We start from the raw sequence: 14,992 nt of genomic DNA on the forward strand, positions 1-14,992 counted from the left end.
CACACTGGCCCAGATGCGGCGCAGCGTCGGGCGCCTGGCCGCGGGTGGCATCGCCATAGCCATCGGCACCGCCTTCGTCGCCGCCACCCTGCTCGCCGGCGCGGTCATGACGCGGGCCAGCTATGACGCCATCACGGCCTCCTTGGCCCGCGCGGACCTCGTCACCTATGTGGCGTTCCCGGAGACCATCGACCGGGTGGCGGAGCTGCCCGCCGTCGAAGCGGTCCATCCGGCGACGACGAGCGGGGTCGAGCTGCACCACGGCTCGCTCCAGATCTGGGCGAACGCAACGCCCCGTGCCCCCCACCGGGACCTCGAGGTGCAGACGCTCGTCGAGGGCTCGCTGCCCGCAGGCTCCGGCGAGATCGCCCTGCCCGGCCCGATGGCCGAGCGTCTCAAGGTGTCCATCGGAGACGAGATCGAAGCGCCGTACACCGTGTGGGTTGCGTCCGACGCCGTGACACCCGAAGGGTCCACCACCGGCGAGGCCCTCCCGCCGACCAGCGCTGAGCCGACGACCACTCGTGGCGAGGCGGCGCACGACTCCGCAGAGGAGGAAGGCGACTGGGAGTCGGCGTCCATCGTGTTGCGCGTGGTGGGCCTTCTGGACGACCCGCTCGGCGCCTACACCGACGGCGGGGGCGCGGCCGTCATCAGCGTCGAGGACACCGAGGCGTTCACCGGGATGTCGCTGGCGGACATGTCCATCGGCGCCGATGCGCTCATCGTCCTGGCGCCAGGCGCCGACGTGCGCCAGGCGAGCGCCGAGATCAGCGCGATATCGGAATCCGCGGTGCTCACCAAGGACGAGGCTGCCGAGTTCCGCATCTCGAAGACCGGGGCCGACGGGAAGGTCGTCACCCAGGTGGTGCTGGCCTTCGCGGCGGTGGCCCTGATCGTGGCCGCGCTTGTCATCTCGAACACGTTCCAGGTGCTCGTCGCCCAGCGCACGCGGACGCTCGCGCTGCTGCGCTGTGTTGGCGCCGGCAAGCGCCAGCTTCGCTCGTCGGTGCTGATCGAGGCGACACTGCTCGGGGGCATCTCCTCGATCGTGGGCATCGTGAGCGGAACCCTGCTCGCGCAGGTCGCGCTCACCGTGCTGCGCTCCTCGACAGACACGCCGCTGCCCGCGACGGTGTCCATCTCCCCCTCGGTGGTTCTGGCTCCGCTCATCGTGGGCACGGCGATCACCGTGCTCGCCGCCCTGATGCCGGCGCGGGCTGCGACACGGGTTGCCCCCATTGCAGCGCTGCGGCCGGCCGACACCCCGATGGTCACCTCGCGCAGTAGCCGGGTCCGGCTGGTTCTCGCGTCGCTGCTCGTCGTCGGCGGCGTGACGGGTCTGGGTCTGGGCCTGACGCTGGGGACGGACGACCCCGGGCTCGGGCTGGCTCTCGGTCTCCTGGGTGGCGCAGCGTCGTTCGTCGGGTTCCTCCTCGGCTCGGTGTTCTGGGTGCCGAGGGTCGTCTCCGCCACGGGACGACTCCTCTCTCTGACCGGATCGAGCGCCAAGCTCGCTGCGGCGAACACCGGGCGGAACCCTCGGCGCACGGCTGCGACCAGCACCGCGCTGCTGATCGGTGTCACGTTGGTCGCGATGATGAGCACGGGTGCGGCGAGCGCGCGCTCGACGCTCGCAGGGACGCTCGACTCGCAGTACCCCGTGGACGTCTTGATCGCCACTCCGGGACAGCAGGACGGCGGGACGACCGCTTTGCCGTCCACCGTCGAGGCGACCCTCCGGCAGATGGACGACGTCGCCGACACTGTGCCGGTGCACTCCATCACCGTGGAGATGGGCCAGGCAGGCTCCACCACGACCGAGGACGGGGCGGGCTGGGCGGGGCTTCGGGCGATCGACGCCGCCGACGCGAACCGGGTGATGCGCACGAGCCCGTCGGCAGACCAGCTGCGAGACGGGGCCGTGGTGATGAACACGAGCGTCGCCTCCCGGTTCGGGGTCTCGGAGGGCGACATGGTCCCCGTGGCACAGGCCAACGTGGGCGGGCTGTCCTCCTGGTCCCCGCTCGTCGTCCAGCTCGAGGTCGTGGTGGCCGACATCAAGAGCAGCGGCTTCCTCGTCACGCGCAGCACGTTCGCCGAGCTCGTGCCCGACCCGGTGGGCCCGGACGAGCTGTGGGTGCGGCTCGCGGATGTCAATGACGCCGGCGCCGCGTTCCCGCGGATCCAGGACGCCCTGCTCGACCAGTCCGTGATGATCACCGGGGCCGCCGCCGAGCGTGCGCAGTTCCAGCAGGTCATCGACACGCTGCTCGCAGTGGTCGTGGGGCTGCTCGGGGTGGCCGTGGTGATCGCCATCGTGGGGGTCGCGAACACGCTGTCCCTGTCGGTGCTCGAACGCCGTCGGGAGTCGGCGACGCTGCGTGCGATCGGCCTCTCCCGCCGGCAGCTGCGGCTGACGCTGGCCATCGAGGGGGTGCTCATCGCCGGGGTGGGAGCCGTCCTCGGCGCGGTGCTGGGCCTGCTGTACGGCTGGGCCGGATCCGCCATCGTGCTCGGCACGCTCGGGGACGTCTCCCTCGACGTGCCGTGGCGGGACATGGGGATCGTCGTGGTCGTGGCGCTCGCCGCCGGTCTGCTGGCCTCGGTCCTGCCGGGCCGCTCGGCGGCCCGCACGTCACCGGTCGCCGCGCTCGCCGTGGACTGACGGCACGCCGGGCGACGGGCCGGCCTGTGGAGGGACTGAGCGTCCACCCTTCGCAGGCCGGCCCGTCGCCGTGCGGGTCCCCCCGGCAGTGTGGCGGGGTGCGCCTGACCCTCCACAGCCCTGATCCCGCGAGCCCCCAGGCCTGGCGGAGCGTCGATGTGGAGGTCGACGCCGGCGCCCGACTGGGCGACCTGCGCGCGCACCTGGCCAAGGTCACCGGGCACCTCGGGTGGGCGTGCTCCGAGCGGCTGGCGGTGGGGGCGAGTCCGCTGGACGACGCCCACCCGTGCGGCACCTCCCCTCTCGTCGCGGGCGCCGTCCTGCGGCTCGGGCGGGGCCCCCGATCGGAGGACGAGGCGGCCCTGCGGGCGAGCGTCCACCTCGCCGTCGTCGCCGGGCCGGACTGCGGAGGGCTGCTGGCTGTCACGCCCGGGACCGTCGTCGGACGCAGGGGCTCCGACGAACTCCCGGGCGCAGCCGGCGCCCTCCTGCTGGCCGACCCGCTGATGTCGTCCCGGCACCTGGAGCTGCGCCCGCACCACCGCGGAGCGCGGGCACGAGACCTGGGATCCTCCAACGGCACGACGCTGCGCCGCGCGAGGCGGTGGCTGCCCCGACCGGCACGGGCCGACGGACGGCTGCGGCTCCGACGCGCCGGCGCCGGCGCCCTGCGCGGCCGGTGGACGGTGCTGCGCCCTGGTGACCAGATCGTCACCGGCGCGTCCGTGCTCGAGCTGCGGTCCACCGCCCGCGAGCACCAGGGTCGTCCGGCGGGCACATCGCCTGCGGGCCCCTCGGCTTGGACGTGGGCGACCCCGGCCGCCGGCTCGGTGGCGCTCGCGATCGCCACCGGCCACCGCGCGCTGCTGCTGGTCGCGTTGATCGGCCCGCTGCTGGGGATGGGCCAGGTCCTCGCCGAGCGGCGCCGCCGGGCTCGCGGCAGACCAGCCGCCCTCTCGCACCCGGGCAGCCCGATGGACGCCTCCACCGACGGGACTCCCCTGCGCGACCCCGCTGACCTGGCGATGGCCACCCTGCGTGCCTGCGGGGCGCCCGGGACGCCGCGGTTCGGCGCCGACCTGGCAGGGCCCGACAGGGTGCTCTGCATCGTCGGACCCCGACCGCAAGCCCTCGGCTGCGCGCGTGCCGTGGCGCTCGCCGCGGTGGGCACCCACGGCACGGCGGGCCTGACGATCCACGCCGACCCGGCGCTGCTCCAGGACTGGTCGTGGGCGCGATGGCTGACGAGTGCCGACGCGCCCACGATCGGCCCTGGGGACGGGCAATGGCACTTCACGGTCGTGGACGGGCCTGCGAGCATCGCCGGGGCGGCGCGCCACCTGGCCGCCGCGGCCGGCGAGGGGCGCCTGGTGGTGCTCGCTTCCACCCTGTCCTCCGTGCCTGCCTGGTGCCGCACGGTGCTGCGGGTCGACGCCCACGGGGCCCGCCTGAGCACGCCGTTCGCCGACACCGACACGCCGCTGCAGGCCGTCTCCGAGGAGTGGGCCGAAGCGCAGGCCCGCCGCGTCGCCGGCCTACGGCTCGACCCCCGTGCGCGTCCTGCCCCGGCCACGGCGCTGGGCGGCGCCCTTCTCGGCACGCCGGGCGGGGGCGCCGGGGGCGAGCCTGCGCCGGGAGCGGATGCCCTCCCCCGCGACGTCGCCCTCGGCGACTTGCCCGGCATGCCCCCGCCCACCGCCGCGGCCGTGGCCCGAGCGTGGGCCACCGGATCCCACACCGGGCTCGAGGCGGTGCTGGGGCAGGGCGCGAACGGCCCGGTGCGGGTCGACCTCGTCCGCGACGGCCCGCACGCCCTGGTCGCCGGCACGACGGGCGCGGGGAAGTCCGCCCTGCTGCGCACCCTGGTGATGTCCCTCGCGCTCACGCACCCGCCGGAGCGCCTCGCCATCGCCCTCATCGACTACAAGGGCGGCGCGAGCTTCGGGCCCTGCGCCGAGCTTCCGCACGTCGTGGGGCAGGTCACCGACCTCGACGGGCGGCTCGCCCTGCGCGCGTTGGCCGGGCTCCGCGCAGAGCTCCGGCGTCGCGAGCACACCCTCGCCGCCGCCGGGTGCGCAGACCTCGCCGCGTTGTGGGCGGCCACCGCGCCGGGCTCCCCCACGCCTCCGCCGCGGCTCCTGGTGGTGGTCGACGAGTTCCGCGCGCTGGCCGACGAGGCCCCGGACTTCATCCCCGGGCTGCTGCGGCTCGCCGCGCAGGGCCGCTCGCTGGGCATGCACCTGGTGCTCGCCACCCAGCGACCCGCAGGAGCTGTCAACGCCGACCTCCGCGCGAACATCGCGCTGCGCGTCGCGCTGCGGGTCACCGACGCCACGGAGTCCCTCGACGTGATCGACGTCCCCGACGCGGCCGGGCTGCCCGCGGACCGCCCTGGCCGAGCAGCGCTGCGCAGGAGCAACGGGCCCGTCGAGCTCCTCCAGGTGGCGCAGATCCGCGCCCCCGGGACGCGGCCTCCCGTGCGGCTGGCGCCCGCGTGGACCACGCCGCCGGCAGCCGCTTCCCACCCGGCGCAGGACGAGCAGCAGGACGACCAGCGTCTCTACCTGGCGGCCGTCCAAGCGGCAGCCCAGGGCCATGACATGCCCCGTGCCCCCTGGCTGCCCGAGCTCCCGCCTGCGGTACGGCTCTCCGAGCTCGACCCTCCGATGGGTCCTTCCCCGCCGCGACACGGGACAGGCGCCCAGTCAGCAGTGCCCTCCGCCGATGTCCCGACGACCCGGTCCACAGTGCCGCTGGCCCTCGCCGACCTGCCGGACGAGCAACGCCGCGCCGTGGTCGGGTGGGATCCCGCGCGAGGCCACCTCCTGGTGCAGGGCGCCCCGAGCTCCGGGCGGACCACCACGCTCCGCACCGCCGCGGCGGGAGCCCTGGCACTGGGGTGGGACGTGCACGCCGTGGGACTGTCGCTGCCCGAGGCCGCGTCAGCCGACGCTGCCCCAGGGATAGGCACGACGGTGGACGTCGACGACCCCCGTCGGCTCGCCCGCCTGCTGGCGCTGCTGATGGACGGGCCCCACGGCGACGGGCGACCCGGGCAGCTGCTGGTGGTCGACGGATGGGAGGCGGCGCTCGAGGCGCTCGACGCCGTGGGGCGCGGCGGCGCCGGGGACCTGCTGCTCGGAGTCGTGCGCGATGGGCTCGCCAACGGCGTGACGGTGGCGGCCGCCTGCGGCCCGACCGCGCGCACCGCGGCCCTCGCAGGGATGTTCCAGGACCGGATCGTGCTCGGGCTCGACCCGGTCGACCAGGTGCTCGCCGGCGTCCCCGCCGAGCTCGCCACACGGCCGCGCCGCCCGGGCCGGGCCGTCCACCTGCACGGCGCCGACGCCCGCGACTGCCAGGTCGCCGAGCCGGACCGGTGGCCCGCCCTCAGCGGTCGCCCTCCGGCCACGCTGCGGCTGCGCCCCGTTCCCCGGCGGATCGCGTGGACTGATCTCGGCGCGGTCGCCCCCGACGCGTCTCGGGCCGCCGTCGGGCGGGGCGGCGACGACGCCGCCGTGACGTTCCTGGACGTCACCCGAGGGGCCCTCGTGGTGGGTCCTGCGGGTTCGGGCCGGACGAACACGCTCACCGTGATCGCCACCGGCCTCGTCCACGCGGGCAGGGCGGTGGCCGTGGTGTCGTCAGACGCCGCGCTGCTCGCCGTCCCGGGCGCGCGCTGGGCGTCCGAGCCGAACGGGCTCGCCGCCCTGCTCGACACCATCGCCGCCACAGGGCGCCGTGCGGGCGCCGCCGACGCCGACCACGACGTCGACCTCGTGGTGGACGATCTGGACGTCCTCGAGCAACTGTTCCCGGTCGAGGCCGAGCGGCTGGCCAGCGCGGCCGGCCGGGTCCGCCTGATCGCCTCAGCCCGCACCGCCCGCGCGGCGACCGCCTACCGCGAGCCGATGGCCCGGCTGCGCGCCATCCGCCAGGGCGTGGTCCTCGACCCCGCCGAGCCGGGCTCGTCGGACGTGTTCGGGGTCGACCTGGCGCGCGTCACAGATCCAGCCCACCCGCACGCCGCGGGTCGTGGCGCCGTCGTGCACGGTCGGCTGCTCACACCGGTCCAGGCGGCCTTGCCGCCCACGGCCACTAACGGCTGACGGCTGACGGCTGACGGCTGACGGCTGACGGCTGACGGCTGACGGCTGACGTTGACGTTGACGTTGACAGCAGAGCGCCATCACCTGCCCGTGCGGCGAGGACCCGCTGCCCTGGGGCGCGTGCCGCCGCTATCGCCGGGGCGACCGCGGCGCAGCGGGCTCGTCCTCGTCGCCACGCCCGGTCGTCGCGGCGACGACCCCGGGCGTCAGGAGCCCGACGCCGACGGCCAGGGCGGCCGCCAAGATGCCCGCAGCCCAACCGGTCGCCTCCACCTGGAGCCATCCCACCGAGAGGACCACGAGGAAGAGCTGCCAGGTGAGCACCGGCGACCGGGCCCAGCGTCGCCCGCGCCACAGCCCACGGGCACTGAGCGCCAGGACGGCGGCCACCGCCAGAGAGAACACCACGAGGAACGCCATCGCGCCCACCACCTGCGAGCCACGCACGATCTCGACGGCGAACGCCACACCCAGGCCGACCAGCAGCGCGGCCTCGAGCAGGACGAGCAGGCAGAGGGGGGCAAGCAGGCGGGGCGCACGTCGCAAGGGCACCGGCTGACCCTACGCGAGGCCCCCCACAGGCGAGGGCGCTGACGGCGGACCACCGTCGTACCGCCCTTCCGTCAGGGTGTGCCCAGTCCCCGGCCGCCCCCGAACCGAGGGCTCTGTCGAACCCGCAGGTCAGCGCGTCGCACAGTGGGTCATGCACGACACCCAGGCCGATTTCGCCCTGCGGGCCGACCAGGATAGGGTGACCAGTCCATTCACAGGTGGCGTCCAGGTGTGATGAAGACCTCAGGCCACGTGGAGAACCGGCGCGCCCATAGATCTTGTGCTGCGTGCCCGCAGGTGTGAGGCTGTTTCCAGCAGTTGATCCCCCCACCCATGCGCCGCAGGATTCACACGAGCCGCCACATTGCTGTGCCGTGCTGCGCGCATCAAGCCCGGAGCCCTCGTGAGGACCCTGGCTTGCCCTGTGCAAGGAGAGAGATTTCATGGACTGGCGCCACCGCGCAGCGTGCCTGGACGAAGACCCCGAGCTGTTCTTCCCGATCGGCAACACCGGTCCCGCACTGCTGCAGATCGACGAGGCGAAGGCTGTCTGCCGTCGCTGCGAGGTCGTGGACACCTGCCTCAAGTGGGCCCTCGAGTCCGGCCAGGACGCCGGTGTCTGGGGCGGCCTCTCCGAGGACGAGCGTCGCGCCCTCAAGCGGCGCACGGCACGCCAGCGCCGCGCGAGCTGAGCATCCGCACGACCCGCTGAGCACCGGGCGGCAGTCCCCCCGCCGCCCGGTCAAGCGAACACCCGAGAGCCGCCCCAGCATCCTCCGCTGAGGGCGGCTCTCGCGTGTCACATCGAGCCGGCGCTCTCCCTGCTCGGGTTGCGAAGCACAGCCTCGAGCACGACCTGAGTCCCCCGGCTGCCCTCGCGCGGTCCCCACTCGATGCTCCCGCGCAGCTCGTTGGCGACCAGCGTCGAGACGATCTGGGTTCCCAGCCCGCTGCCCGCGCCGGCCAGCTCCGGCAGCCCGCCGCCGTCGTCGGCCACCACCACCCGCAGCGCCTGGCCCTCCCGCTCGGCGGTCACCTCGACCGTCCCACCGCCCACGGCGGAGAGCCCGTGCTCGACGGCGTTCGTGACCAGTTCGGTGAGCACCAGGGCGAGCGCGGTGGCGTCCTCGGCGGGAACCATCCCGAACGACCCGCTGACCACGGTGCGCACCCGGCTGCCGGCCGACGCGACGTCCGCGGCCAGCCGCAGGCTCCGGCCCACCAGGTCGTCGAACGGCACCGACTCGTCGAGGGTCTGCGACAAGGTCTCGTGCACGAGGGCGATGGTCGCCACCCGGCGCATGGCCTCGTCGAGGGCCTCGCGCGCCTCCGGGTTGCTCATCCGGCGCGACTGGAGACGGAGCAGCGCCGCGACGGTCTGCAGGTTGTTCTTGACCCGGTGATGGATCTCCCGGATGGTCGCGTCCTTGGTGATGAGCTCCCGCTCGCGGCGACGCAGCTCTGACACGTCGCGGCAGAGCAGCACCGCGCCGGTCCGCTGGCCACGCTCGGTGAGCGGGACGGCGCGCAACGACAGCGCCACGCCACGGGCCTCGATGTCGGTGCGCCACGGAGCCCGGCCCATGACCACCAACGGCATCGACTCGTCCACCGGCGCCTTGTGCTCCACGAGCTCGGCGGTGACCTCTATCAGCGATCTGCCCACGAGGTCGCCGAGCGCCCCGAGCCGGTGGAAGCAGCTCAACGCGTTCGGGCTCGCGTAGAGCACCTCCCCCTCGGAGTTCAGGCGGATGAGCCCGTCGCCGACCCGCGGCGCCCCACGACGGGGTCCGGTGGGCGCGTTCGTGGCGGGGAACTCGCCGCGCCCGATCATCCCCATGAGCTCGTCGGCGGACTCGACGTAGTTGAGCTCGAGCCGGCTCGGCGTCCGAGCACCGCCGAGGTTCGTCTGCCGTGCGATGACCGCGATCGCCCGCCCTTCGCGGACCACCGGGACAGCTTCCTCCCGCACCGCGTAGGAGCCGAACCAGCGCGGCTCGCGGGACCGCTGCGCGCGCACCTCGGTGAGGGAGCGCTGCAGCTGCGGGCGCTGGCCGTCCGGCGCGTGCGAGCCGACCACGTCGTCGTAGTGGACGGTGGCCCCCGTGCTGGGACGGCACTGCGCGATCGCGATGAAGTCGCCGTCGTCGGTGGGCAGCCACAGCACGAGGTCCGCGAAGGCCAGGTCGGAGATGACCTGCCAGTCTCCGACGAGCAGGTGCAGCCACTCGAGGTCGGCGGCGTCGAGCGAGGCATGACGTGTGGCGAGGTCGCTCAGGGTGGACACGGGATCCAGCCTAGGCGCGGTGACTCATGCCGTCGGCCAGCGCAGGGCGCTAGCCTCGACCTGTGCCACCCCCGCGGTGCGCACGTCGACATCCTCGAAAGGAGCCGATCGGTGCACCTGCGCGTCAGCTTCGCCCTCCCGGCGTCTCCGGCCACCGTCGCCGAGATGCTCGCAGACCCCGCGTACGTCGAGGCCAAGGTCCGCGCGACCGGCGCCATCGAGCAGCAGGTGGACGTGGTGCCGGCCGAGGGCGGCGCGTTCACCGTCACGACGCGGCGCTCGCTCCCCACCGACCAGATCCCGGCGAACATGCGCGGGTTCGTCGGCTCGCAGATCGATGTGCGGCAGGTCGAGGCGTGGGAGGCCGCCGGCCCCGACGGCGGGCGCGCGGGCACCGTGGTCGTCGAGATCGCCGGGGCCCCCGTGCGCCTGACGGGCGCCGTGCGGCTGCTGGCCGCCGAGGACGCGTCCACCCTCAGCTACGAGGGCGACCTCAAAGCCGCGATCCCGCTGTTCAGCGGGGCCGTGGAGGAGGCCGCGGCACGGGCGATCCGTTCCGCGCTGGAGGCCGAGGAGGGCGTCGCGCGCCGCTGGCTGGAAGGTCACGAAGCGAGTTCCCAGCCGTAACAATTCGGTAACACGCTCTGAGGCGAAATGGCCCTGACCTGCAAGAACGCGGGTGTGGGATCGCTACCACACCCGTTTGGCGGGTTCTCCTCCTTGACACCTGACCAGGTGGCGGCCAGAGTTCCAGGCAGCGCGTGGGAACGCTCCCGCATTTCGTCCCTGGGAGCGTTCTCAAGCGAGGGTCCACAAGGCCCACACGAGCCGGACGACACCGCTGCCAGCGGTTCCGGGCGGTGCGTGTCCCATGGGTACGGCGACGACGCCGTCAACTGACAAGGGAGTCATAGTGCGCAAGACCACACGCAAGATGTGGGCGGCTGCGGCCGGGGTCACGGGCATCGCCCTCCTGGCCACCGCCTGCGGAAGCTCGGACAGCGGCAGCGGCGAGCCCGCCGCCGACGGCGACGAGCAGATCACGCTCACCATCGGCACGTTCAACGAGTTCGGCTACGAGGAGCTCATCCCCGAGTACGAGAGCCTGAACCCGAACATCAAGATCGAGCACAAGAAGGCCGCCACGGCCGACGAGGCTCGCGCCAACATCAACACGCGTCTCGCCGCGGGCTCCGGCCTGTCGGACATCGAGGCCGTCGAGGTCGACTGGCTGCCCGAGCTGCTCCAGTACCCCGACAAGTTCACCGACCTCACCTCTGACGAGGTCGAGGGCCGCTGGCTCGATTGGAAGTCCGCCCAGGCGACCGACCCCGAGGGCCGCCTCCTCGGCTATGGCACGGACATCGGCCCCGAGGCCATCGCGTACCGCGCGGACCTGCTCGAGGCCGCTGGCCTCCCGTCGGACCGTGAGTCGGTCGCCGCGCTCTTCGGTGGCGACGACGCCACGTGGGACAAGTTCTTCGAGGTCGGCAAGCAGTACACCGCCGCCACCGGGAAGCCGTTCTACGACTCGGCCGGCGCCATCTACCAGGGCATGATCAACCAGGTCGAGGCCGCGTACGAGGACCCCGACACGCTGGAGATCACCGCCGCGGACAGCGCCGAGGTCAAGGACATCTTCACCACCGTCCTCAACGCCTCCACGCAGGACAAGCTGTCGGCCGGCTTCGCGCAGTGGAGCGACGACTGGCAGTCCGCCTTCCAGAACGACGGCTTCGCCGTCATGCTGGCCCCGGGCTGGATGCTCGGTGTCATCGAGGGCAACGCCGAGGGCGTGACCGGCTGGGACATCGCTGACGTCTTCCCCGGCGGCGGCGGCAACTGGGGCGGCGCGTTCCTGACCGTCCCGACCCAGACGGAGCACCCGGAGGAGGCCAAGGCTCTCGCCGCGTGGCTCACCGCTCCCGAGCAGCAGATCAAGGCGTTCAAGTCGAAGGGCACGTTCCCGAGCCAGGTCGAGGCGCTCTCCAGCCAGGACCTGCTCGGCCAGACCAACGCCTTCTTCAACAACGCGCCCACCGGCGAGATCCTCGCCAACCGCGCCGCAGCGGTCACGGTCACCCCGTTCAAGGGCCCGAACTACTTCGCGGTGAACGACGCGATGGGCAGCGCCCTCACGCGTGTCGACGTGGAGAAGACCGACGACATTGACACGTCCTGGACGAAGTTCGTCGAGGCAGTCAAGGCACTGGGCTGACGCTCATGGTGCCGGGGCGCCGGTCTTGACGACCGGCGCCCCGGCGCCCCCCTGTAACCGCCCTGCTCAGCGCCCTCAAAGGATTCTGATGGTCACCTCCACGACGCCGAAGCTCGACCGTAGGCCCAGCCGGTCCCAGGACCGCGAGCCCCGCCGGCTCGGCTTCGGTCAGCGGCTTGGCCGGTGGGACGTCAAACTCTCGCCGTACCTCTACATCTCCCCGTTCTTCATCCTCTTCGCCATCGTGGGCATGTTCCCGCTGCTCTACACGGCGTGGGTCTCGATGCACCAGTGGCACCTCATCGGTGGCCAGGGTGAGTTCGTCGGGATGGAGAACTTCCTGCACGTCCTGCAGCAGCCGCCCTTCTGGAAGGCGCTGCGGAACACGTTCAGCATCTTCTTGCTCTCCTCGGTGCCGCAGGTCCTTCTCGCGATCACGATCGCGGCCGTCCTGGACGCGAACCTCCGCGCCAAGACCTTCTGGCGGATGGGCGTTCTCCTGCCGTTCGTCGTCGCCCCCGTCGCGGTCTCCCTGATCTTCGGCAAGCTCTTCGCCGACCAGTCGGGCCTGATCAACGCCGTCCTCGGCGGCATCGGGATCGAGCCGATCCGCTGGCACGCCGACGTCCTCGCGAGCCACGTCGCCATCTCCTCGATGGTGAACTTCCGCTGGATCGGCTACAACACGCTGATCTTCCTCGCCGCGATGCAGGCCGTGCCGCGCGAGCTCTACGAGGCCGCGATCCTCGACGGCGCCGGCCGGCTCCGCCAGTTCTTCTCGGTCACCGTGCCCATGCTCCGCCCGACCATCATCTTCGTGGTCGTCACGTCCACCATCGGCGGCCTGCAGATCTTCGACGAGCCGCGACTGTTCGACCAGTTCGGCCTCGGCGGCGGCGACCGCCAGTGGATGACCGTGACGATGTACCTGTACGAGATCGGATGGGGTTCCCAGAAGAGCTTCGGCCGCGCTGCCGCAGTCGCCTGGATCCTCTTCATCATCATCCTGGTCATCGGGCTGATCAACTTCTCCATCACCCGTCGCATCGCGTCCGACTCGGCGCCCAAGTCCAGGAAGAAGCAGAAGCGATGAGCGCGCCTTCGATCCCCGTCATCCAGCAGACCGCTGGACGCGGCGCCGCACGCGCCGCCGCCAGCCGCCGCAAGTCCAAGGGCGCTGGCTCGGACCGCAGGCCGGGCTGGGTGACCTACGCGATCCTGACCCTGGTCATCCTGATCTCGGCGTACCCGCTGTACTTCGCCTTCCTTCTGGCGACGTCGGACTCGGGCACGATCGCGCAGAACCCGGTCCCCTCGCTGATCCCCCGGGGCGAGTTCTTCACCAACGTGGAGCGCGTCCTCAGCGCGGACATCCACTTCTGGAAGGCGCTCTGGAACTCGGTCATCGTCTCGACGGTGACCGCCGTCTCCGTCGTGTTCTTCTCGACGCTCGCCGGGTACTCGTTCGCGAAGCTCCGCTTCAAGGGCCGCGGGCCGCTGCTCGTGTTCGTCGTGGCGACCACGGCCGTCCCGACCCAGCTCGGCATCGTCCCGCTGTTCATCGTGATGTCGGAGCTCGGTTGGACCGGCAAGCTCATCGCGGTCATCGTTCCCGGGATGGTCACCGCGTTCGGCGTGTTCTGGATGACGCAGTACCTTGAAGGGGCGCTGCCCTACGAGCTGATCGAGGCCGCCCGTGTGGACGGCGCGTCGATGATCCGCACGTTCTGGCACGTCGCACTCCCGGCGGCCCGCCCGGCCGCCGCGATGCTCGGGCTGTTCTCCTTCGTGGGGTCCTGGACGAACTTCTTCTGGCCGTTCATCGTCCTGGGGCCAAGCAACCCCACGTTGCCGGTGGCGGTCCAGCTGCTTCAGGCGACGTACTTCAAGGACATGTCGCTCATCATGGCGGGCGTCACCCTCTCGGTGATTCCGCTGGTCATCGTGTTCATCTTCGCGGGACGCCAGCTCGTCGCTGGCATCATGCAGGGCGCAGTCAAGGGCTGACCCTGAGCGATCGGATGTGCGGCGGTGGTCACCTCGACCACCGCCGCACCCCGTTCACCGGTGCGACATCACGCTGCGTGAGCGGCTAAGGAAGGGACGACCAATGACGGTCGACAGCACCACGACCAGAACGGACGCGGGACGCCCGATCGCGCCCACGCTCGAGCAGGTTGCCGAGCGGGCCGGCGTCTCCCGATCCACCGCGTCACGCGCCATCAACGGCGGGCTCCGCGTCTCCCCCGAGGCGCTGGCCTCGGTCGAGGCCGCGGTGGCAGAACTCGGGTACACGCCCAACCGTGCCGCGCGCTCGCTGGTCACCCGTCGCACGGACTCGATCGCCCTGGTCGTGCCCGAGCCTGACGACCGCGTGCTCTCGGACCCGTTCTTCGCCGGCACGCTCAACGGGTTGAGCAGCGCCCTCTCCGACTCGGACCTCCAGTTGGTGCTGGTCATCGCCCGCCCGGGCGACAGCGCGCGCACCATCCGGTACCTGCGCAACGGGCACGTCGACGGGGCCATCGTCGTCTCCCACCACCGGGACGACGCGCTCGACCAGGCGCTGCGCCAGTCGCACCTTCCCAACGTCTTCGTGGGGCGGCCGCTGTCGGAGGGCGACACCCAGTACGTCGACACCGACAACGTCGCGGGCGGACGCATCGCGACGCAGCACCTCATCGACCTCGGCCGCCGCCGGATCGGCACCATCGCGGGCCCGCTCGACATGTCCGCCGGGATCGACCGGCTCGCGGGATGGCGGCAGGCCGTCACCGCCGCAGGGCTCTCCGAGGCCGCCGTCGTGCACGGCGACTTCACCATCGCGTCCGGCGCCTCCAGCGCGCGCCGCCTGCTCGAGGACCACCCCGACCTCGACGCGATCTTCATCGCGTCCGATCTGATGGCCGCGGGCGCCCTAGGCGTGCTGGCCGAGCTCGGATACGACGTGCCTGGCGACATCGCCGTCGTCGGCTATGACAACCTCGGGGTCGCGACGTCCACGAACCCCGCGCTGACCACGGTCATCCAGCCCGTGGCCGCGATGGCGCGGGCGGCCGGGGAACGGCTGCTCGAGCAGCTCAGCGGTGGCTACGCGGACGCGCCGCTGATCTTCGCGCCCGAGCTCGTCATCCGCGCCTCTGCGTGAGCCCGTGCGG

At 72.5% G+C, this 14,992-nt stretch carries 10 protein-coding genes; 8 read left to right on the top strand and 2 right to left on the bottom strand.

Annotated elements, in window-relative coordinates; translation table 11 throughout:
* Positions 1–13: 13 nt before the first annotated feature.
* Together NP064_RS12210 and NP064_RS12215 are read left to right on the top strand one after the other, a co-directional pair.
* Positions 14–2,668, top strand: a complete 2,655-nt coding sequence (locus NP064_RS12210; RefSeq protein WP_227570730.1) for an ABC transporter permease — start codon at positions 14–16, stop codon at positions 2,666–2,668.
* A 98-nt stretch (positions 2,669–2,766) separates the two neighbouring features.
* The gene (locus NP064_RS12215; protein WP_227570729.1) at positions 2,767–6,777 is read left to right on the top strand and encodes an FtsK/SpoIIIE domain-containing protein; all 4,011 of its coding nucleotides are present in this window, start codon (positions 2,767–2,769) and stop codon (positions 6,775–6,777) included.
* 129 nt (positions 6,778–6,906) lie between these two features.
* On the opposite strand, the gene NP064_RS12220 is transcribed toward NP064_RS12215, so the two are convergent.
* Entirely contained in the window at positions 6,907–7,329 is a 423-nt protein-coding gene (locus NP064_RS12220; protein WP_227570728.1) for a hypothetical protein, read from the bottom strand.
* A 443-nt stretch (positions 7,330–7,772) separates the two neighbouring features.
* Between NP064_RS12220 and NP064_RS12225 the strand changes: the two genes are divergently transcribed.
* Positions 7,773–8,021: a WhiB family transcriptional regulator gene (locus NP064_RS12225; RefSeq protein ID WP_066582690.1), complete on the top strand. Its 249-nt coding sequence runs from the start codon at positions 7,773–7,775 to the stop codon at positions 8,019–8,021.
* Between the two features lie 107 nt (positions 8,022–8,128).
* Here the strand turns inward: NP064_RS12225 and NP064_RS12230 are convergent, their stop codons facing one another.
* Complete coding sequence (locus tag NP064_RS12230) at positions 8,129–9,616, bottom strand: sensor histidine kinase (RefSeq protein WP_227570727.1); 1,488 nt, start codon at positions 9,614–9,616, stop codon at positions 8,129–8,131.
* Between the two features lie 111 nt (positions 9,617–9,727).
* Here NP064_RS12230 and NP064_RS12235 point away from each other — a divergent pair, with 111 nt between their 5' ends.
* From NP064_RS12235 to NP064_RS12255, 5 genes are all read left to right on the top strand, one after another.
* The gene (locus tag NP064_RS12235; RefSeq protein ID WP_227570726.1) at positions 9,728–10,243 is read left to right on the top strand and encodes a DUF2505 domain-containing protein; all 516 of its coding nucleotides are present in this window, start codon (positions 9,728–9,730) and stop codon (positions 10,241–10,243) included.
* 307 nt (positions 10,244–10,550) lie between these two features.
* Entirely contained in the window at positions 10,551–11,834 is a 1,284-nt protein-coding gene (locus NP064_RS12240) for an ABC transporter substrate-binding protein (protein WP_227570764.1), read from the top strand.
* Between the two features lie 88 nt (positions 11,835–11,922).
* Positions 11,923–12,927 carry a carbohydrate ABC transporter permease gene (locus NP064_RS12245; RefSeq protein WP_227570725.1) on the top strand — a complete coding sequence of 335 codons (1,005 nt, stop codon included), beginning with the start codon at positions 11,923–11,925 and terminating at the stop codon, positions 12,925–12,927.
* Positions 12,924–13,841 carry a carbohydrate ABC transporter permease gene (locus NP064_RS12250; protein ID WP_227570724.1) on the top strand — a complete coding sequence of 306 codons (918 nt, stop codon included), beginning with the start codon at positions 12,924–12,926 and terminating at the stop codon, positions 13,839–13,841. The genes NP064_RS12245 and NP064_RS12250 overlap by 4 nt, the downstream gene beginning before the upstream one ends.
* Before the next feature lie 103 nt (positions 13,842–13,944).
* A complete protein-coding gene (locus tag NP064_RS12255) occupies positions 13,945–14,982 on the top strand; it encodes a LacI family DNA-binding transcriptional regulator (protein WP_227570723.1) in 1,038 nt (345 codons plus the stop codon).
* Positions 14,983–14,992 lie beyond the last annotated feature (10 nt).

Origin of the sequence: Cellulomonas chengniuliangii (assembly GCF_024508335.1) — a bacterium.
GTDB lineage: Bacteria > Actinomycetota > Actinomycetes > Actinomycetales > Cellulomonadaceae > Cellulomonas_A > Cellulomonas_A chengniuliangii.